Here is an 18381-nt window from a genome sequence, read left to right as displayed (position 1 = left end):
GCGATCTCCTCCCCCGGTTCGCTGACCCCGCCCGTCGTGCGCGAGGCCGCCCGAGATGATGGAGCAATGATCGACGCAGCTTTCGCGGTGCACGCCACGCCGATCGGCGACGCCCTCCTCGTGGTGACCGGAACCGGCCTGGTGCACCTCGACATCCTCGACCGCCCCGCCGACATTGCCCTCGTCGACCTCGCTCCCGCCCTCGGAGCGTTGCCGGTGCACGATCCCGGCGCGACCGCCGATGCCGCGGCAGAGCTCGACGCCTACTTCGCGGGACGGTTGCAGCGCTTCCAGACCCCGATCGACTGGCTGCTCGCGCCGACCGGATTCGCCGGCGAGGCGCTGCGCGCCGTCTGCGACGTCCCGTACGGCGAGGTCGCGACGTACGGCGAGATCGCGATCGCCGCCGGCTCGCCGCGTGCGCACCGCGCCGTCGGATCGGCCTGTGCGCGGACACCGATCTCGATCGTCGTGCCCGCCCACCGCGTGGTCCGCAGCGACGGAGCGATCGGCGAGTACGGCGGCCACCCCGAACGCAAGCGCTTCCTGCTCGACCTCGAGAGCGGTGCAGGCTCCGGCCGCGTGTAGGCCGCGCCGGAACGACGACGGCCCCGGGCAGCGCACGCCCGGGGCCGTCGTTCGATCGGCGGTGTCACTCCCTCTAGTGGTCGACCGCCTTCTCGGCGCCGTGGCCGGTGAGGGATCGCACGTCCATCTCGGCGGCCTTGACCGGGTCCTCCTGGCGGCGCTCGGTGACCGAGCCGAGCCAGCCGAGGAAGAAGCCCAGCGGGATCGAGACGATGCCCGGGTTGTTCAGAGGCCAGATCGCCGTGCCGACGTTCTTGAACACGCTCGTCTCGGTACCCCAGAACACCGGCGACAGGACGATGAGGATGATGGCTGCCGCCAAGCCGCCGTACATGCTCCACACCGCGCCGCGCGTGGTGAACCTCCGCCAGAACAGCGAGTAGATGATCGTCGGCAGGTTCGCCGACGCAGCGACCGCGAACGCCAGGGCGACGAGGAAGGCGACGTTCTGTCCCTGCACGCCGATACCGCCGACGATCGCGAGGATGCCGATCACGATCACCGTGCGACGGGCGACCTTGACCTCGCCGTCCGGCGGCACATCGCCCTTCTTGACGACGTTCGCATAGATGTCGTGCGCGAACGAGGCCGCCGCGGTGATGGTGAGACCGGCCACGACCGCGAGGATCGTCGCGAACGCCACCGCCGAGATGAAGCCGAGCAGCAGGGGGCCGCCCAGCTCGAGGGCCAGCAGCGGGGCCGCGGAGTTGACGCCGCCGGGCGCCGATGCGATGCGCTCGGGGCCCACGAGCGCACCCGCGCCGTAGCCCAGGACGAGAGTGAGGAGATAGAACAGACCGATCAGCCAGATCGCCCACACGACCGAGCGCCGGGCCTCCTTCGCCGTCGGCACCGTGTAGAAGCGCATGAGCACGTGCGGCAGGCCCGCGGTTCCGAGGACGAGCGCCACGGCGAGCGAGATGAAGTCCCACGGGTTGGCACCGTACTGCAGGCCGGGTCCGAGGATCGCCTCGCCCTTCGGCGACGCGGCGACCGCGCTCTCGAGCAGGGTGTTGAGGTTGAACCCGTTGATCGCGAGCACCCAGATCGTCATCACGAGCGCGCCGCCGATGAGGAGGAACGCCTTGACGATCTGCACCCAGGTGGTGCCCTTCATGCCGCCGATCAGCACGTAGACGATCATCAGCACACCGACGACGGCGACCACGATCGACTGCCCGACCTGCTCGGTGATGCCCAGCAGCAGCGAGACGAGCCCGCCGGCACCCGCCATCTGCGCGAGCAGATAGAAGAAGCACACGGCGAGCGTCGTGATGGCGGCCGCCATGCGCACCGGCGTCTGCTTCAGCCGGAACGACAGGACGTCGGCCATCGTGAACTTGCCGGTGTTGCGCATCAGCTCGGCGACGAGCAGCAGGGCGACGAGCCAGGCCACGAGGAATCCGATGGAGTACAGGAAGCCGTCGTAGCCGTTGATCGCGATCGCGCCGCAGATGCCGAGGAAGGATGCCGCCGACAGATAGTCACCCGCGATCGCGAAGCCGTTCTGCGGACCGGTGAACGAACGGCCCGCGGCGTAGTAGTCCGCGGCGGTCTTGTTGTTGCGGCTGGCGCGGATGACGATGAACAGCGTCACGGCGACGAACGCACCGAAGATCGAGATGTTCAGCACCGGATTGTTGTCGACCGTCTCGCCCGCCGCGACGACGGCCGCTCCGACGCCGTGCACCGCTTCCCAGAATCCGTTCACGAACCCGCCTCCTGCCGTTCGAGGTCATGCCGGATCGACGCCGAGATCGGGTCGAGCTTGTGATTGGCGTACCAGACGTAGCCCATGGTGATCGCGAACGTCGTGACGAACTGGCCGAGTCCGAACAGCAGACCGACGGTGATGTCACCCCAGACGCGCTGGGCCATGAAGTCGGTCGCGAACGACGACAGCAGCACGTAGACGAAGTACCAGACGAGGAAGACGATCGTGAGGGGCCACACGAAGCTGCGGTGTTTGCGCTTGAGTTCCTGGAACGGCGCCGACTCTTCGACGGCGACATAATCCACTGCGCCGGGCGGCGGCGAGTGGGTGGGCGATGCGGACATGTGGCCTCCTTGCCTCATGGTGAGCAGCTCTCCAGCGGTCGTCGTCGTCGAGCGACCGCGATGGTAGGGTCGACGCTACGAAAGGCGGCAACGAGGCCGTCACCCCCGGAAGTAGGTAGTGCGTGACGGCACTGGCGGCACCCGAGAACGACGCGCAGCTGGTCTCCCGCGCGGTGGACGACCTCGCACGCAGCACACGCTTTCCCGTCGTGTTCGGCGGCCTCGAGAGCCAGGGCTCGGTTCACGTCACCGCGATCGCCGGAGCGCGGTCGCATTCGATCGACGACCTGGTGGTGAGGATCGGGCGCGGACTGGGCGGCGCCGCGATGGTCGAGAAGCGCCCGCGCCTCGCCCTCGACTACCGCACCGCGCGCACCATCACCCACGACTACGACCGGGCGATCCTCGGCGAGGGGATCTCCACGCTCTTCGCCGTCCCGATCGTGACCGATGGCCGAGCCCGCGGGGTGCTGTACTGCGGTTCGTGGTCGCAGGCTCCCGTCGGAGACCTCGTCGCACGGCCGGCGTTCCGCGCGGCGGATGCGATCAGCACCGAGCTGCGCATCCGCGACGAGGTGCAGCGACGGCTCGTCCTGGCCCCGACGCCCGAAGCGGCGACGGGCCTGTCCGCCGCGGCTCGTGAAGACCTCCGCGAGAGCTTCGCCGAGCTGCGCAGCATCGCGGCGACCGTCGACGACGCCGACCTGCGGGCGCGGCTCGCCGCGATCGAACGCCGCCTGACGACGGTCGCGGGCGACGGAGCGACCTCGGCGAAGGACGCCGACGTGCAGCTCTCGCCACGCGAGCTCGACGTGCTGGCGTGCTGCGCCCTCGGCTCGACGAACGCCGAGATCGGCGCGGCGCTGAGCCTGAAGGAGGGCACCGTGAAGTCGTACCTTCAGTCCGCGATGGCCAAGCTCGATGCGTCGACGCGGCACGCGGCCGTCACACGCGCTCGACGCCTCGGTCTGCTCCCCTGACCCGCGACGCCCGCCGATATTCGCTGACGTCGTTGCCGGACCACGCCGCGACGCGCAGGATCAGGCCGCGATGCGAAGACGGCCGCGGTGCTGCTCGATGACCGCCGCGTACTCCGCGATCATCCGGTCGCGACCCAGTCGGCTGCGGGCGGCGAGCGCGGCAGCGGCGAATCCTTCGCGTTCGAGGGCGGCACGTCGCCACCCGGCCGCAACAGCGTCGGGGTCACGCGGGGTGACGATGCCGATCCCCTCGACGAGGCGGGCCGCGTCGCCGACATCCGTCGTCACCGGCACCGCGCCGCTTGCCGCTCCCTCGAGCAGACAGAGGGGCGCCGCCTCGCCGAAGGCGCTCGTGAGCGCCACGACGTCGGCCGCCCGGTAGATCGCGGGCATGTCGTCGCGGATGCCGAGGGCGTGCACGCGGTCACCGCCCTCGGCGGAGAGCATCTCGACCAGCCGGGGGTTCTCGCGCGTCATCCCCGCGCCGCACATGACATAGTGCGCATCCGGCACCATCCGGCGGTGCGCGGCGACCGACCGCAGGAAGAGCTCGGGATCCTTCATCTCGTCGAACCGGGCCGCGTAGGCGACGACGACCGCTTCCTCCGGGATGCCGAGCTCGCGGCGCACGGGGTCATCCCCGCGGGTGATGGCCGGGCGGAACCGCGAGAGGTCGATGCCGTTGTCGACGACGTGGCGCCGCGCACTGCCGAGAAGCGGCGCGTACGCGGCATCCGTCGACTGCGCGCACGAGACCGCCGCCGTGACGATCCCGCGCCGGACGCTCTCGCCGAGCCACGCGAGGGCGTCGCCGGAATGCTCGGGATCGGAGCGATGGAGGCAGGTCACGACGGGCCGAGCGGGCATCATCATGGCGTCGTCGAGCGCGAGCAGCAGTCCGAGCGGCTGCTCCTTGAGCGTGAGCACGACGTCCGCTGCGGCGATCGCCCGCGACGCCGCGCGCAGCTGTCGTGATGAGTACGCATGCGGCGCATGCGGCACCGCCCCCGCGGTCTTTCCCAGCGAGGCGACGGCGATGCCCGCCGAGCGCAGCGAGCGATAGCGCGGATCGGCGGCCATGTGCTGCACCGTGGACTCGCGCCTGGCCCGCGACGCGATCGAGAGCACGCTGTGGTGCTGTTCGCCCCGCGCGTGCAGGCCCGCGACGACGTCGCTGTGGAGGATCCGAGCCCCGCCGGCGAAGAAGCCCTCGGTGAGGGAGAGGACGCGAAGCGGAGCGCTCATTCAGGACCTTCGGGATCGACGCGGCGGGTGCGATCCATCGTGCGGCAACGCCCGCCCGCGGCGAGTGAACCGCGGACGAGCGTTGCGTGAACGAACGGCGCCGGACGCCGATCCCGAGCGCCGGGCTCAGAGGATGGGCTTGCCTCCCGTGACCGCCAGACGCGCGCCCGAGATGTACGACGCCTCGTCGGATGCGAGCAGCACGTACGCCGGAGCGAGCTCGGCGGGCTGGCCGGCCCGTCCGAGGGGTGTCTGCTCGCCGAAGCTCTCCACCGCGTCGGGCGGCAGCGTGGCCGGGATCAGCGGGGTCCAGATGGGTCCCGGGGCGACGCTGTTGGCGCGGATGCCGCGCTCACCGAGCATCTGCGCGAGCGAGGCGGTGATGCTCGCGATGGCGGCCTTCGTCGCGGCGTACGGCAGCAGGTTCGGCGAGGGCTGATCGGACTGCACGGAGCTCGAGCCGATGATCGACGATCCCGGCCCCATGTGCGGCAGCGCCGCCTTCACCAGGTGGAAGTACGCGTCGACGTTCGTCGCCCACGTGAAGTCCCACTCCTCGTCGGGGATCTCCTCGAGGGTCTCGCGGTTCATCTGGAACGCGGCGTTGCTGACCAGGATGTCGATCCCCCCGAGCTCCTCGACGGTGCGCCGGACGACCTCGCGGCAGTGCGCCGGGTCGGAGATGTCGCCGGGGATGAGAACGGCGCGACGGCCCGCATCCTCGACGAAGCGCTTGGCCTCTTCGGCATCCTCGTGCTCGTCGAGGTAGCTGATGGCGACATCCGCTCCCTCGCGGGCGTAGGCGAGCGCCACCGCCTTGCCGATGCCGCTGTCGCCACCGGTGATGAGGGCGCGCTTTCCGGTGAGCTTTCCGGAGCCGCGGTAGGTCTCTTCGCCGTAGTCGGGCTTCGGCACCATCTCCTGGTCGGTACCCGGGACGTTCTGCTGCTGGGGTTCCATGGTCATCCCTCTCTTTCGTCGAACGGTGAACGGTTGGTCTACCCGATCCCGACTGGGCTCCGGATACACGGGGCTTGACACCCGGTCGCCCGATCCGGCATCGCGTCGCCCGGGCGACCGGCGCGTCAGTCGACGCCGCGGGAGCGGGCGATCGACACGGCAGGCGCGATGCCGCCGTCCTCCCAGACGGCGCCGTGACCCGGAAGGACGAGGCGGGCGCCCGTCTCGGCGAGCCGGCTCAGCGAATCGAGCGCCTCGCGGCTGTGCGCGGTCGCGGCCCGGGCCACGACGCGCGGGCCGACGCGCCCCGTGTAGGGATCGAGGGTGACAAGGGCGTCACCGGTCAGCAGGATGCCGCGGGACTCGAGAAGAAAGGCGCAGTGCCCATCGGTATGACCGGGCGTCGCGATCGGAAGGATGCCGCCGGCGAGCGGGATGGAATGTCCGGGCACGATCGACGGATCGGTCCGCACGCCCTTCACGCCCAGCGCTCCCGCACTCACCATCCGGGCGAGGATCGGCATCGCCGCCGGATACCGGAACGGGTAGGGGAATCGCGGAGCTTCGTGCGCGTACCGGTACGGATGCCGCGCCAGCTCCTCGTCGCCCGGGTGCACGTCGGCCACGAGGTGGTGCTCGTCGGCGAGGCGCTCGCACATCCCCACGTGATCGAAGTGCCCGTGGGTGAGCAGAAGCATGTCGATGTCGGACGGGCGGGCGCCCACGGCCGCGAGGGCCTGCTCCAGGAGCGGCCACGTGCGCGGGAGTCCCGCGTCGATCAGGACGAGCCCGTCGTCGGAGGCGATGAGGTAAGCGTTCACGCCGCCGCGAGCGAGCTGGAACACGCCCTCGGCGACCTCGGACACCCGCGGTCGGTGATCGGTCGTCATGATGCTCCCTCCGGTCCCGCACGATGATCCGCAGCCCCTCGGCCGAGCGCCCGGGGCTTGACAGATCGATCCGCGGTCACCCGCCGCGCGGGCGCGATGGTCGCACCGACCCCGGGACCAGTCAAGGCCCGTGGCTGTCGCGGAGGGGCAGACGTACGTTCGCGGCGCCGGCGCACTCGGCGCTCGGCCGATCCCCAGGAGGCGAGATGTTCTTTCATCGACAGGAACTGCAATTCGAGGCCCGTCCGGAGAAGCCCGACGCGATCTTCGCGCGACGGATGCAGGAGGTGCTCGGCGGCCAGTACGGCGAGATCACCGTGGCGATGCAGTACGGGTTCCAAGCGTGGAACGCCCACATCCCGGGCAAGTACCGCGACCTGCTCTACGGCATCGGGGCCGAGGAGTTCGGCCACGTCGAGATGCTCGCGATCATGATCGCGCAGCTGCTCGAGAAGGCCCCGGCCGAGCAGTCCGAAGCCGCCGCGAAGTCCGACCCCGTCCTCGGCGCCGTTATCGGCGGCATGGACGTGCAGGCTGCGATCGTCGCCGGCGCGGGCGTGCGCCCGGTCGACTCGAACGGCAACCCGTGGCAGGGCTCGTACGTGACGGCCAGCGGCAACCTCCTCGCCGACTTCACCGCCAACGCGAACGCCGAGATGCAGGGGCGCCTGCAGGTCGCGCGGATCTATCACATGACCGACGACAAGGGCGTGCGAGACATGCTCTCGTTCCTCTTGGCGCGCGACACGATGCACCAGAACCAGTGGATCCGGGCCGCCCAGGAGCTGCGCGAAGAAGGAGTGGAGGACATCCCCGTGCCGTCGAACTTCCCGCTCTCGAACGAGGCGCGCGAGCACGCCTACAAGTACATCAACTTCTCGGACGGTGCCGCAGCCGCCGAGGGTTCGTGGGCCTCGGGACCCACCCCCGACGGCAAGGGCGAGTTCACCTACCTCGACGGGCCCGACACCTCGGTTCCCATGCCGCCGCCCACGCAGCCGGACCCCCGTTTCTACGGCACCGACGCGAAGCCGAACATCATCGACAAGGCCGAGGGCGTCATCCGCGACAAGCTCTGACCTCGAGGGGCACGGCCGCGGGCGACGCGGCCGTGCCCCGATGCAAGGGATCTCGCCCGACACCCCGGCCGGAACGGCATCCGATCGGGGTGTCGGCAACGATCCCTTGCATCGACGCGCAGCTCAGAGCGGCCGGGAGCGGGCTCAGTCGGCGGTGAAGCCGGCGAGCTTGTGGGTGCCGTCGCAGAACGGCTTGATCGCGCTCACCCCGCAGCGGCAGAGCGCCACCGTGCGGCGGGTGCGCGGAATCGGGTTGCCCGCGTCGTCGAGCAGCTCGACGTCGCCGCGCACGAGCAGCGGCCCGTCGGGGCAGGCGGTGATGGTCACGGATGCACCCTGGTGCTCGCTCATCGTCTCTCCTTCTTCCTCAGTGTCCTCATGCTGTTCGCCGCTCGCCGCAGCCGCGTGCCGCGATAGCGCACCCCGCCGCGCAGCCGCAGCGACAGCGCTACCCAGCTCGCCAGACCCCGCTCGATGACCCACGGCACCGCCCACAGGGCATCCGTCCGCCCGAAAACGCCACGTCCGCCGTCACGGCGGCGCCCGACCTCGGCGGCGACGATGACCGCTGTCCCGGAGAGCGCCAGGGCAACCGGCCGGCGGCGCAGCGCGAGGATGAGGGGAACCACCGCCAGCTCCAGCGCGAGGCGAGCCGGCTGCGCGAGGCTGTCGTACGCCTGGCGCACGCGCTGTTCCCGGAAACGGCCTGCCGTCGCGGGCAGGCGGGCGACGAAGATGTCGCGCGCGATGCGCCGGCGGCCGCCACGGGCGATGATCGTGCGCTCGAGCTCGAGGTTCTCGAACAGGACGTCGGTGTCGTAGCCGGGGCGAGCGAGGCCGGTCCGTACCGCGACGGTGCCCGAGAAGTCGCCTCCGAAGGCGCGGTTGACGAGGGTGCGGCCGGTGTCCCAGCGGGCGTGCCACGGCCGAGGCCGCAGCCAGACGTTCTGCGGCCGCACGATGTCGGCATCCGACAGCGCTGCGACGACCTGCTGCAGGGGGCCGTCGTCGTACCGGACGTCGTCGTCGGCGATGACCGTGAGCGGATGCCGGGCGAGGACGAGCCCCGTCATCGCTCCGCGCGCTTTTCCGTTGCGACCCGGCACCGACGGCGGCACCACTCGCGCGGGCGCCCAGTCACGACGGTGCGCGGCGAACAGGTGCGCGGGCGAGCCGTCGACGACGGTGACGTCGACGCGGCAGGTGAGCCAGGCGAGGTACTCCCCCAGCTCGGCCGCGTCGGACCGATGGGCTTGGTCATCCCAGCGCAGCGGCAGAACGTACTCGACGTCGTCGCGCATCACGCCGTGAGGTCGGGAAGGACGCCGCCGCGAAGCGCGCTCCGCTCCTCCTCCCAGGCAGCGAGCACGTGGTCGCCGACCAGGTCGTCGAGGACGAGGCAGGCCCGAGCGCCGAAGAGGATGTCGGGCAGCAGTTCCGGCTCGTCCTCGGCGAGGGAACCCGCGAGGTCGCGACCCGCGATCTGCTCATGCACGGCGTCGGCCTCGACGTGCTCGTCGAAGTACCACGTGACGTCGGAGCCGAACCCGAGCCGCCGGAAGCCGTCGCCGTACGAGCGGTTGGGGATCGACGAGGTCATCTCGAACGCCGCGAGGTGCCCCACGATCGCCCCGCGGAGGCGCCGGTGCAGTCCGAACAGCGACATCGCGTTATGGCTGGCCAGGACGACGGCGGGCACGGCGTCGATGTACGCGCCATAGGTGTCGTCGAGACCGGCGCCGCGGACGGTCTGGGCGAAGATCGTCGCGTGCACGCGGGCCGGGTCGCCGCCGCCGTACTCGTCCGACTGGATCTCGACGAGGGCGGCCTTCGACCGGCCCCGCAGTCGCGGGATCGCCCACGAGTGCGGGTCTGCTTCGCGCAGCGTGTAGACGGTGCGGAGGATGAGGAACTCACGCAACTGCTCGAGAGAGGCCTTCTTCGCGACGAAGCGCGCCATGCCCGGTCCCGCGGTCGGGGCAGTCAGGTCGAACAGCCAGCGTGCGACGGCGTCCCGTTCCGCCTCGGGCGGGTCGGCGATCTCGGCCGCGGCGCGCAGGGCCCCCTCGAAAGCGCGCTCGATGCGCCCTCTTGCGGCGATGAGCGACGGCTCCCATTCCCACGAGGCGTCCAGCCCCGGCAGCGAGCCGTAATGGACGGCATACATGAGGAACAGGGAGAGCTGCAGGTCGTCGTCGCACACGATGTCGGGCGTCTCGGCGAGCGCGCGCCCCACGAGCTCGGGAGCGTCGATCGGCAGACCACTCGTCGCCGGGGCGATGAGCGCCCGCTGGAGCATCGCGCTCACGGGCCCCCGGGCACCGAACGGCAGGGGATCGGCGCCGCCGAGGTCGAAGGGGATGGTCTCGATGGTGATGCTCATGGGGCTCCTCGGGGGTGACAGCGGCGACCGTACGTGGCCTGCGCGGCGTCCTTCGAGCGGGTTGACCCGTGCGATCTCGGTGTGCAAGCGGCGCCTCCGTTGCGGCGTGACGCGCGCGGGCGGTAGCGCGTCGACGTCAGCTCGTCCAGCCCGTGGGCGGCAGGCGCGGTCGCGCGCAGTGTGACGGGCACGAACCCCGGCAGAGAGGCGATCGATGAAAGCCATGACCTACCGCGGACCGTACAAGGTCCGCGTGGAAGAGAAGCCCGATCCGAGGATCGAGCACCCGCACGACGCGATCGTGCGGGTGACGCTCGCCGCGATCTGCGGATCGGACCTGCACCTCTACCACGGCATGATGCCCGACACCCGGATCGGTCACACGTTCGGCCACGAGTTCATCGGCGTGGTCGAGCAGCTCGGCGGCGCCGTGACGAACCTCGCTGTCGGCGACCGCGTGATGGTGCCGTTCAACATCTTCTGCGGCTCGTGCTACTTCTGCGCGCGTGGGCTGTTCTCGAACTGCCACAACGTCAACGCGAATGCGACGGCGGTCGGCGGCATCTACGGCTACTCGCACACGGCGGGCGGCTACGACGGCGGTCAGGCCGAGCGCGTGCGCGTTCCCTTCGCCGACGTCGGCCCCACCGTCATTCCCGACTGGATGTCGGATGAGGACGCGCTCCTGCTCACCGACGCCTATTCGACGGGCTACTTCGGCGCCCAGCTGGGAAGCATCGTCGAGGGCGACACCGTCATGGTGCTCGGCGCCGGGCCGGTCGGCCTCGCTGCGGCGCAGTCGGCCTGGCTGATGGGTGCGGGGCGGGTCATCTCGTTCGACCACCTCGACTATCGGCTGACGAAGGCTCGTGAGTTCGCGCACGCCGAGACGGTGAACATCTCCGAGCACCGCGACGTCGTCGTCGAGATGAAGCGGATGACCGACTACCTCGGTGCCGACGTCGTCATCGATGCCGTGGGTGCCGAGGCGGACGGCAACGTCACCCAGCACGTCACCTCGGCGAAGCTCAAGCTGCAGGGCGGCTCGCCCGTCGCCCTGAACTGGGCCATCGACGGAGCACGCAAGGGCGGATCGGTCTCGGTGATCGGCGCGTACGGTCCGCTGTTCAGCGCGGTGAAGTTCGGCGACGCCCTCAACAAGGGCCTCACGCTGCGGATGAATCAAGCACCGGTGAAACGGCAGTGGCCGCGCCTGTTCGAGCACATCCGCGCGGGATACATCTCGCCGAGCGACCTGATCACCCACCGCATCCCTCTCGAGCACATCGCCGAGGGGTACCACATGTTCTCATCCAAGCTCGACGACTGCGTGAAGACCGTCGTCGTCCCCTCGGAAGGCTGACCCGTGAGCGCGAACTCCTCCGACGTCCCCACCCCGTACACCCCGAACGTGCCCCGGCCGGCACCCGATCGCGCGGCGTTGCGCGCCCGCATCCCCGGATGGGGCGCCGACCTCGACCCGGCAGACCGTCCGTCCGGCAGCGTCGAGAGGATCGACGAGACTGCCGCCGATCGCGGGATGCCGCCGCGACAGGCCGACGACCCGGGCCGCGAGCGCTCGATCGAGCACGCGTTCCTCACGCCCGTCTACGGCACGGCGCAACCGCTGCACGGCCTCTCGGGGCGAATCCGCCGGCTGGCCTATGCGCGTTTCAGCGAGGGCCGTGCCGCGCACTGGCTGCTGCTCATCGCCGGTGATCGCGTCGAGGCCGTCGGCGCACATGTGCGCTCGTTGGCGACGGCTCGGCCCGACAACCCCATCACCGAGACCGGGGTTCTGAGTGAAGCCCGTCGGCATCCGATCCGGTCGCGGTTCGGCCGAGGACGGGTCGACCAGCGGCACACCTGGCTCGATCCCCTCCTCGTCGCCGGGCCCTGGGTCCTCGCCGGGTGGGTCGTCATCCGTATCGTCGGACGGGCGTTCAGACGTCGCTAGGCCGATCGAGCGGGCGCGGGATCTCGGCAGCCGTCGCGGGGTCGTCGAGACTGTCGAGAACCGCTCCCGAGCTCGGCTCCGCCGCGGCGCCCCGCCGGAGGCAGGCCTGGACGAGATCGGCGGCGAGCCGGGTCGTCAGCCCCGGGGCGATGCGGTGGCCGAGCAGCGCCGCGCGCGCCTTCCACCCGACGGCGACGCACTCGCGACGGGAGACCGCCGACCGCAGGATCGCGTCGGCCACGAGCTCGGGTTCGTCCATCAGCGGCAGCCGCAGCGCGCGACCCGCGTGGTTGCCCGCGTGACGCCAGAACGGTGTCCGAACGGCCCAGGGCAGCACCGCCGTCACCGCCACGCCCGTCGCACCGGCGAGCCGCAGCTCCTGTCGCAGGGCACGGGTGAGCGACAGCACGCCGGCCTTCGTGGCCGCGTACGACGCCTGATACGCCAGCGGGACGACGCTCTCGACCGACGCGGTGTTCACGATGACGCCACTCCCCCGCGGCACGAGACGGCGGAGAGCGACGTGCGCCCCGCGCACGGCACCGGCGAGATTGGTGTCGACCACGCGGAGGTGCTCGTCGAGGGGCGCCTCCCAGAACGGGCCGATCGTGGCGACGCCCGCATTGCCGACCCAGACATCGATCGGTCCGAACATCCGCTCCGCCTCGGTGGCGAGGCGTTCGAGGTCCTCGGTGCGGCCGGCGTCGCCCGGCACGACGTGAGCCTGACCGCCCCGGTCACGGATACGTCGAGCGAGCTCGTCCAGCGCTTCGCCGCGCCGCGAGAACACCACGACCCGCGCGCCGGCCTCGCCCGCGCGTACGGCCACGGCGCGACCGATGCCGCTGGACGCGCCGACGACCACGATCGTCCGGCCGGTGAGATGGGGATGCGGAGTGGTCGCGCTCATCGACGCAGGATCGTCCCGGCGGTGCGGATGCCGAAGCCGGTTGCGTTCCCCGCGCGCACACGCTATTCCGCGTCGCGTCCTCCGGAGCCGGCGCGGGAACGACGACGTCGGCGGTGCTCCTGCCCCTCAGTGCTCCGGGAACAGAGCACCGCCGACGCCGATGACGACCGCAGCCGTCATCGGTCGGTGCGGGCGTCCTCGGCAGCCTCTTCAGCCTCAGCGCCTTCTTCGGGCGACTCGGAACCGGCCGATGCCGCGTCGTCCGCGTCGTGCTGGTGCTCGTCGTCTCGTCCGTGGTGGTCGACGCTCATGTCACTTCTCCGATCGGCTCGCGTGGCGTCCCGCGCTCGCGGGACACCTCCACTGTGCACGCCGGGCGGATGCCGCGAACCGGGCTTGCCCCGAAAGCGGATGCGTGCGAGACGCAGTCCGCTCTCGAGGGACGCCGGACTGTCAGTCGCTGGGCTCCGAGCGGTGGCGCGGCTTGCGCGCCGGGCGGTCGTCGCGCTCGCGCGGGCGATCGTCGCGGTCGTATCGACTCCGCGAGCTGCGGCTCGGTCCGCCCGTGTCGACGCGGATCTCGATCGCCTTGCCCGAGATGCGGGTGTCGGCCAGGCGGTCGAGCGTCGACTGGGGCATGTCGTTCGGCAGCTCGACGAGCGAGAAATCGGGACGGATCTGGATGGCGCCGAAGTCGCCGCGGCTCAGACCGCCCTCGTTCGCGAGCGCGCCGACGATCTGACGGGGCTCGACGCGGTGACGCTTGCCCACCGCGATGCGGTAGGTCGTCATGTTCGGGTTGCTTGCGCGCGGGCGACGCTCAGGACGCCCATCGCGGTCGTCGCGATCGAACGATCGGGGGGCGCGGTCCTCGCGCGGAGCGCGGGCGCGAGGCTCGGGGTCGGGTTCGAGCAGCAGCGGGGTCTCGCCCTGAGCGACGACGGCGAGCGCGGCGGCGACATCCACTTCGGGCACGTCGTGGTGACGGACGTAGTGGGCGACGATGTCTCGGAATCGCTCGATGCGGTCGGTGTCTTCCAGGGCCGCCGTGATGCGGTCGTCGAAGCGCGACAGGCGCGTGACGTTGACCTCGTCGACGCTCGGCAGCTGCATCTGCGTCAGCGGCTGGCGCGTCGCACGCTCGATCGCGTTCACGAGCCCGCGCTCGCGCGGGGTGACGAAGCTGATCGCGTCGCCGGTGCGGCCGGCACGCCCGGTGCGGCCGATGCGGTGGACGTACGACTCGGTGTCGGTCGAGATGTCGAAGTTCACCACGTGCGAGATGCGTTCGACGTCGAGGCCGCGGGCAGCGACATCCGTGGCGACCAGGATGTCGAGCTTGCCCGACTTCAGCTGGTTGACGGTGCGCTCGCGCTGCACCTGGGCGACGTCACCGTTGATGGCGGCGGCGGAGTAACCGCGGGCGCGCAGCTTCTCGGCGACCTCCTCGGTCGCGCTCTTCGTGCGGGCGAAGACGATCATCGCCTCGAAGTTCTCGACCTCGAGGATGCGGGTGAGGGCGTCGATCTTCTGCTGGTACGACACGATCAGGTAGCGCTGGGTGATCGTCGAGGAGGTCGTCGTCTTCGACGCGACGGTGATCTCTTCGGGGTCGTTGAGGTACTGCTTCGACATCCGGCGGATGGCCGCGGGCATCGTCGCCGAGAACAGCGCGACCTGCTTCGTGTCGGGGGTGTCGGCGAGGATCGTCTCGACGTCCTCGGCGAAGCCCATCTTCAGCATCTCGTCGGCTTCGTCGAGCACGAGATACTTCAGCTCGGACAGGTCGAGCGTGCCCTTGTCGAGGTGGTCCATGATGCGGCCGGGCGTACCGACGATCACGTGGACACCGCGGCGCAGTGCCGAAAGCTGCACACCGTATCCCTGGCCGCCGTAGACCGGCAGCACGTGGACGCCGCGGGTACGGGACGCGTACTTCTCGAACGCTTCGCAGACCTGCAGCGCGAGCTCGCGCGTCGGGGCCAGCACGAGAGCCTGAGGGGTCTTCTGCGTCAGGTCGAGCCGGTCGAGGATCGGCAGCGCGAAGGCGGCGGTCTTGCCGGTACCGGTCTGCGCGAGCCCGACGACGTCGCGTCCCTCGAGGAGCGTCGGGATCGTCGCCGCCTGGATCGCCGACGGGGTCTCGTAGCCCACGTCGGAGAGTGCCTTGAGCACCTGCTCCCCCAGCCCGAGGTCGCGGAAAGTGATGACGGGCGGCTCGTCGGCGGACTCGGGTACAGGCTGTTCAGCAGAAGTGGACACGCTTCAGGGTAGTCCGCCTCCGCTGAGAACGCGCGATCGGCCCGGCGCGCTTCGGCCCGGTGCCCTAGCCTCGAAGCAGGTCGAGGGACTCGAGGGGGTATCGATGCCGGAGTGGTTGCTCTTCACCATCGCCGCGGTGGTCTTCTCGATCGCGGCCACCTGGCTCGCGAAGCGCGCGCTCGAGGCGCGGGTCGGCTGGGTGCGCGGGCCGCTCGTCTCACTCATCGTCTTCGTCGTGTTCGGACCGCTCGGCGTCTGGGTGCTGCGCGGAGCGGGCGTGCTTCAGGAGCAGGGTGGTCTGCTCACCGACCAGCCCGTCGCGTTCGGCTTCGTGCTGCTCGTGCTCGCGTGGCTGTTCGCGATCGTCCTCATCGCCCTCATCACGCTCGAGCTCATGTGGCCGGCGCGGCCGCCGATGGGGCCCGTCACCTACGTTCGCGAAGCGTTGCACCGGCGCCGCCGGGCGGTGCGGTACGCACGTATCGTCGCGATCGCCTCGCGGCACGGCCTCGGCGGGATGCGCAGCGAATCCGCGCGCGCCGAACTGCCCCGAGCGCTCGCGGCCACCCTCGACGACGCGGGCGTCACCTTCGTCAAGCTCGGCCAGATCCTCTCCACCCGCAACGACCTCCTCCCCTCCGAGATCACGAGTGCGCTCGCCTCGTTGCAGATGGACACGACGCCCATCCCCTGGCATGAGGCGAAGGCCGCGATCGAGAAGCAGCTGGGCCGGCCGATCGAGCTCGTCTTCGCCAGCATCGACGAGACGCCGCTCGCAGCGGCATCCGTCGGTCAGGTCCACAGCGCACGGCTGAAAGACGGTCGCGCCGTCGTCGTGAAGATCCAGCGCCCCAAGGCGCGCGCGCAGGTGGCCACCGACCTCGACATCATCGAGCGGGCGGCCGCGGACCTCGAGCGGCGCACGACATGGGCGAAGGATGTCGGCGCCTCGGCCCTCGCCGCGCAGTTCTCCGCCGCACTGCGCGAAGAGCTCGACTACCGGGTCGAGGTCGCGAACATGGAGATGCTGCGCGACTCGATGACGGCCGCCGACGCTCGCGCGGTGCGGATCCCGGACGTCTATCCCGACCTCTGCACGGAACAGCTCATCGTCATGGAGCACGTGCAGGGCATCCCGTTCAGCCGGCTGCCCGAGCCCGGCAGCGACGCACCGAACGCCGTCGCTCCCGACGAGGCGACGCGCATCGCCGACGCCGTGCTCGACGTCATCGTCGGGCAGATCGCGCTGCGCGGCGTCTTCCACGCCGATCTGCATCCCGGCAACCTCATCCTGCAGCCCGACGGCATCGTCGCCCTCATCGACTTCGGGTCGGTCGGAATCATCGAGCGCAGCATGCGGCGCCTGTTGCTGCCGATGCTCGTCGCGCTCCACAACGAAGACGACTCGGGGGCGACGGATGCCGTGCTGATGCTCGTGAAGCCGCGCGGCGACGCCGAGCTCGACGTCGGAGCACTCCAGCACGACATCGGCGTGATCCTCACACGACTGCACAACTCCACCTCCGACCAGCACCTCTTCACCGCACTGATCGAGGTGCTCCGGCGCCACCGACTCGCACTCCCGCCCGGTCTGCTGCTGGGATTCCGGACGCTCGGCGCGATCGAGGGGACGCTGCGGCGACTCGATCCCGACTACGACATCATCAAGCGCGCACTGTCGCGGGCCCCGCAGTACGCCCTGCACATGAACGACCCGCGCTCGGTGGCGATGACCGCTCAGGTGCAGCTGCAGCTCGGGATCGAGCGGGCGCGTGAGCTGCCCCGCCGCGTGGACGGCATCCTCGGCGATCTCGAGGCGGGCCGTCTCACCCTCCGTCTCCGCGCGCTGGAGTCGCCCGACGACCGCTCGTGGGTCGAGTCGCTCACCGGACGCCTCACCACGACGCTCGTCGGGGCCACCCTGGTCATCGTCGGCGTCATGATGGGCGTCGTCCAGCACGGTCCGCTGCTCACCGACTCGGTGTCGGTCTTCCCGTTCCTGGGTAGTGTGGTCGGGCTCGGCGGCCTTCTGCTGCTGTTGCGTTCGCTGCGCTCGGCGCTCGTCCGTCGCGATGGAAGGTGACCCATGAAGATCCGCGATCTCGTCCACTTCGTCGCCGCGGCCGACACACTGCACTTTCCGCGTGCCGCCGAGAAGCTCGGAGTATCGCTCCCCGTGCTGTACTCGTCGATCGACCGCCTGGAAGAAGAAGTCGGACATCCGCTGTTCACGAAGGACGGCGGCAAGCCGCGCCTGACCCCGGCGGGCACCCTGCTGCTCGCCGACGCCCGAGCCGAGGTCGCCGCGGCTCCCGCGCCGGCCGTCGCGCCGAAGCAGAAGGCGTCGGGCGGCGGAAAGGCCAAGGCCTCGAAGGGCTCGGGCCGTGCCCCCATCGTCAAGGGACAGCCCAAGCCGTACAAGAAGCGTCAGGGACGCTGACCTTCAGGTGCGGGTGGCGGTCGTCCCGCGCGTTCGCGCCTCCGCACCGGTCCGCGGGCTCCAGCGGAACAGATCGATGAGCCGCGCGAGCGCAGGAACGCGCGCGAGCAGGAGCAGCAGGCCGTAGCCGAGGGCACCGCCGGCGACGTTCGAGAGGAAGTCGTTGACATCTGCGATGTGTCCGCCCGCGAAGTACGCCTGAGCCGCGAGCTGCAATGCCTCCACGGTCAGGCTCGTGATCGCCGCCGCGCCGACGACCTTGAGCCACGTCGGCCGGGCGAGCATGAGCGGGATCAGGATGCCGAGCGGCACGAAGACGAGCATGTTCATCAGCGCGTCGTCGAGCTCGTAGTCGGCGAACGGGATGAGCGCCAGACCCGGCGTCCACGGGGTTCCCGAATCGGGCTTGTCGAGGAAGATCGGGAAGATCGTGTTGCCCACGATGCCCGCGGAGTAGACGGCGACCGCCGCGGCCACGGCCGCGCGAGCCGGCGAGAAGCTGCGCCGGGCCCACAGCACGGCCAGCAGCACGGCGAAGACGACGATGCCGAAGGGGATGACAACGGGGAGGACCGGTACTTCGGCGAAGGGATTGCTCATCACCGTCGACGCTATCGCGACGCTGCCCC

19 protein-coding genes are annotated in these 18381 nt (G+C 70.5%); 7 read left to right on the top strand and 12 right to left on the bottom strand.

Features of this window, described 5'->3' with window-relative positions; genetic code table 11:
- Positions 1-66: 66 nt before the first annotated feature.
- Positions 67-588: a methylated-DNA--[protein]-cysteine S-methyltransferase gene (locus tag C3481_RS11935; RefSeq protein ID WP_023954648.1), complete on the top strand. Its 522-nt coding sequence runs from the start codon at positions 67-69 to the stop codon at positions 586-588.
- Positions 589-661: 73 nt separating this feature from the next.
- On the opposite strand, the gene C3481_RS11930 is transcribed toward C3481_RS11935, so the two are convergent.
- Positions 662-2278, bottom strand: coding sequence for a cation acetate symporter (locus C3481_RS11930; protein WP_036306006.1), 1617 nt, complete (start codon positions 2276-2278; stop codon positions 662-664).
- A gap of 17 nt (positions 2279-2295) precedes the next feature.
- On the bottom strand, positions 2296-2646 hold the full coding sequence (locus C3481_RS11925) for a DUF485 domain-containing protein (RefSeq protein WP_023954652.1): 351 nt from the start codon (positions 2644-2646) through the stop codon (positions 2296-2298).
- A gap of 122 nt (positions 2647-2768) precedes the next feature.
- Here C3481_RS11925 and C3481_RS11920 point away from each other — a divergent pair, with 122 nt between their 5' ends.
- Complete coding sequence (locus tag C3481_RS11920; protein WP_103842497.1) at positions 2769-3626, top strand: LuxR C-terminal-related transcriptional regulator; 858 nt, start codon at positions 2769-2771, stop codon at positions 3624-3626.
- 60 nt (positions 3627-3686) lie between these two features.
- Here C3481_RS11920 and C3481_RS11915 read toward each other — a convergent pair whose 3' ends face one another.
- From C3481_RS11915 to C3481_RS11905, 3 genes are all read right to left on the bottom strand, one after another.
- Positions 3687-4871: a glycosyltransferase gene (locus C3481_RS11915; RefSeq protein ID WP_103842494.1), complete on the bottom strand. Its 1185-nt coding sequence runs from the start codon at positions 4869-4871 to the stop codon at positions 3687-3689.
- Between the two features lie 126 nt (positions 4872-4997).
- The gene (locus C3481_RS11910) at positions 4998-5837 is read right to left on the bottom strand and encodes an SDR family oxidoreductase (RefSeq protein ID WP_071917956.1); all 840 of its coding nucleotides are present in this window, start codon (positions 5835-5837) and stop codon (positions 4998-5000) included.
- A gap of 119 nt (positions 5838-5956) precedes the next feature.
- Entirely contained in the window at positions 5957-6721 is a 765-nt protein-coding gene (locus C3481_RS11905) for an MBL fold metallo-hydrolase (RefSeq protein WP_023954660.1), read from the bottom strand.
- Between the two features lie 206 nt (positions 6722-6927).
- Here C3481_RS11905 and C3481_RS11900 point away from each other — a divergent pair, with 206 nt between their 5' ends.
- On the top strand, positions 6928-7800 hold the full coding sequence (locus C3481_RS11900; RefSeq protein ID WP_023954662.1) for a manganese catalase family protein: 873 nt from the start codon (positions 6928-6930) through the stop codon (positions 7798-7800).
- Between the two features lie 144 nt (positions 7801-7944).
- On the opposite strand, the gene C3481_RS11895 is transcribed toward C3481_RS11900, so the two are convergent.
- From C3481_RS11895 to C3481_RS11885, 3 genes are read right to left on the bottom strand one after another with little or no spacing between them, the layout of a single operon-like run.
- Entirely contained in the window at positions 7945-8151 is a 207-nt protein-coding gene (locus C3481_RS11895; RefSeq protein ID WP_103842492.1) for a CDGSH iron-sulfur domain-containing protein, read from the bottom strand.
- The gene (locus tag C3481_RS11890; RefSeq protein WP_103842490.1) at positions 8148-9101 is read right to left on the bottom strand and encodes a glycosyltransferase; all 954 of its coding nucleotides are present in this window, start codon (positions 9099-9101) and stop codon (positions 8148-8150) included. Before C3481_RS11890 ends, C3481_RS11895 begins: the two co-directional genes overlap by 4 nt.
- Positions 9101-10183, bottom strand: coding sequence for an iron-containing redox enzyme family protein (locus C3481_RS11885; protein WP_103842488.1), 1083 nt, complete (start codon positions 10181-10183; stop codon positions 9101-9103). The genes C3481_RS11890 and C3481_RS11885 overlap by 1 nt, the downstream gene beginning before the upstream one ends.
- A 214-nt stretch (positions 10184-10397) precedes the next feature.
- Here C3481_RS11885 and C3481_RS11880 point away from each other — a divergent pair, with 214 nt between their 5' ends.
- Positions 10398-11546 (top strand): zinc-dependent alcohol dehydrogenase, encoded by a 1149-nt coding sequence (locus C3481_RS11880; protein ID WP_064954948.1) that lies wholly within the window; start codon positions 10398-10400, stop codon positions 11544-11546.
- Positions 11547-11549: 3 nt separating this feature from the next.
- Positions 11550-12140: a hypothetical protein gene (locus C3481_RS11875; protein WP_374754862.1), complete on the top strand. Its 591-nt coding sequence runs from the start codon at positions 11550-11552 to the stop codon at positions 12138-12140.
- Here the strand turns inward: C3481_RS11875 and C3481_RS11870 are convergent.
- From C3481_RS11870 to C3481_RS11860, 3 genes are all read right to left on the bottom strand, one after another.
- Positions 12127-13050 (bottom strand): SDR family oxidoreductase, encoded by a 924-nt coding sequence (locus tag C3481_RS11870; protein ID WP_103842486.1) that lies wholly within the window; start codon positions 13048-13050, stop codon positions 12127-12129. The genes C3481_RS11875 and C3481_RS11870 overlap by 14 nt on opposite strands.
- Positions 13051-13226: 176 nt before the next feature.
- The gene (locus C3481_RS16800; RefSeq protein WP_023954676.1) at positions 13227-13361 is read right to left on the bottom strand and encodes a hypothetical protein; all 135 of its coding nucleotides are present in this window, start codon (positions 13359-13361) and stop codon (positions 13227-13229) included.
- A gap of 142 nt (positions 13362-13503) precedes the next feature.
- Positions 13504-15312: a DEAD/DEAH box helicase gene (locus C3481_RS11860; protein WP_023954678.1), complete on the bottom strand. Its 1809-nt coding sequence runs from the start codon at positions 15310-15312 to the stop codon at positions 13504-13506.
- A gap of 103 nt (positions 15313-15415) precedes the next feature.
- Between C3481_RS11860 and C3481_RS11855 the strand changes: the two genes are divergently transcribed.
- Together C3481_RS11855 and C3481_RS11850 are read left to right on the top strand one after the other, a co-directional pair.
- Entirely contained in the window at positions 15416-17395 is a 1980-nt protein-coding gene (locus tag C3481_RS11855) for an AarF/ABC1/UbiB kinase family protein (protein ID WP_103842484.1), read from the top strand.
- Positions 17396-17398: 3 nt separating this feature from the next.
- The gene (locus tag C3481_RS11850; protein WP_064954952.1) at positions 17399-17752 is read left to right on the top strand and encodes a LysR family transcriptional regulator; all 354 of its coding nucleotides are present in this window, start codon (positions 17399-17401) and stop codon (positions 17750-17752) included.
- A gap of 3 nt (positions 17753-17755) precedes the next feature.
- On the opposite strand, the gene C3481_RS11845 is transcribed toward C3481_RS11850, so the two are convergent.
- Entirely contained in the window at positions 17756-18352 is a 597-nt protein-coding gene (locus C3481_RS11845; RefSeq protein ID WP_103842482.1) for a VanZ family protein, read from the bottom strand.
- Between the last annotated feature and the right edge of the window lie 29 nt (positions 18353-18381).

It is taken from the genome of Microbacterium sp. Ru50, assembly GCF_002920555.1.
GTDB classification, from domain to species: domain Bacteria; phylum Actinomycetota; class Actinomycetes; order Actinomycetales; family Microbacteriaceae; genus Microbacterium; species Microbacterium arborescens.
Note: the sequence above shows the minus strand (reverse complement) of the source record. Positions and strands in the feature narration are given on the sequence as shown.

Excerpts from the sequence above, each read along its gene's own strand:
- C3481_RS11900 (WP_023954662.1), top strand. The coding sequence starts at position 6,928 with ATGTTCTTTCATCGACAGGAACTGCAATTCGAGGCCCGTCCGGAGAAG.
- C3481_RS11885 (WP_103842488.1), bottom strand. The coding sequence starts at position 10,183 with ATGAGCATCACCATCGAGACCATCCCCTTCGACCTCGGCGGCGCCGAT.
- C3481_RS11905 (WP_023954660.1), bottom strand. The coding sequence starts at position 6,721 with ATGACGACCGATCACCGACCGCGGGTGTCCGAGGTCGCCGAGGGCGTG.
- C3481_RS11880 (WP_064954948.1), top strand. The coding sequence starts at position 10,398 with ATGAAAGCCATGACCTACCGCGGACCGTACAAGGTCCGCGTGGAAGAG.
- C3481_RS11890 (WP_103842490.1), bottom strand. The coding sequence starts at position 9,101 with ATGCGCGACGACGTCGAGTACGTTCTGCCGCTGCGCTGGGATGACCAA.
- C3481_RS11870 (WP_103842486.1), bottom strand. The coding sequence starts at position 13,050 with ATGAGCGCGACCACTCCGCATCCCCATCTCACCGGCCGGACGATCGTG.
- C3481_RS11925 (WP_023954652.1), bottom strand. The coding sequence starts at position 2,646 with ATGTCCGCATCGCCCACCCACTCGCCGCCGCCCGGCGCAGTGGATTAT.
- C3481_RS11915 (WP_103842494.1), bottom strand. The coding sequence starts at position 4,871 with ATGAGCGCTCCGCTTCGCGTCCTCTCCCTCACCGAGGGCTTCTTCGCC.
- C3481_RS11850 (WP_064954952.1), top strand. The coding sequence starts at position 17,399 with ATGAAGATCCGCGATCTCGTCCACTTCGTCGCCGCGGCCGACACACTG.
- C3481_RS11855 (WP_103842484.1), top strand. The coding sequence starts at position 15,416 with ATGCCGGAGTGGTTGCTCTTCACCATCGCCGCGGTGGTCTTCTCGATC.
- C3481_RS11895 (WP_103842492.1), bottom strand. The coding sequence starts at position 8,151 with ATGAGCGAGCACCAGGGTGCATCCGTGACCATCACCGCCTGCCCCGAC.
- C3481_RS16800 (WP_023954676.1), bottom strand. The coding sequence starts at position 13,361 with ATGAGCGTCGACCACCACGGACGAGACGACGAGCACCAGCACGACGCG.
- C3481_RS11845 (WP_103842482.1), bottom strand. The coding sequence starts at position 18,352 with ATGAGCAATCCCTTCGCCGAAGTACCGGTCCTCCCCGTTGTCATCCCC.
- C3481_RS11910 (WP_071917956.1), bottom strand. The coding sequence starts at position 5,837 with ATGACCATGGAACCCCAGCAGCAGAACGTCCCGGGTACCGACCAGGAG.
- C3481_RS11935 (WP_023954648.1), top strand. The coding sequence starts at position 67 with ATGATCGACGCAGCTTTCGCGGTGCACGCCACGCCGATCGGCGACGCC.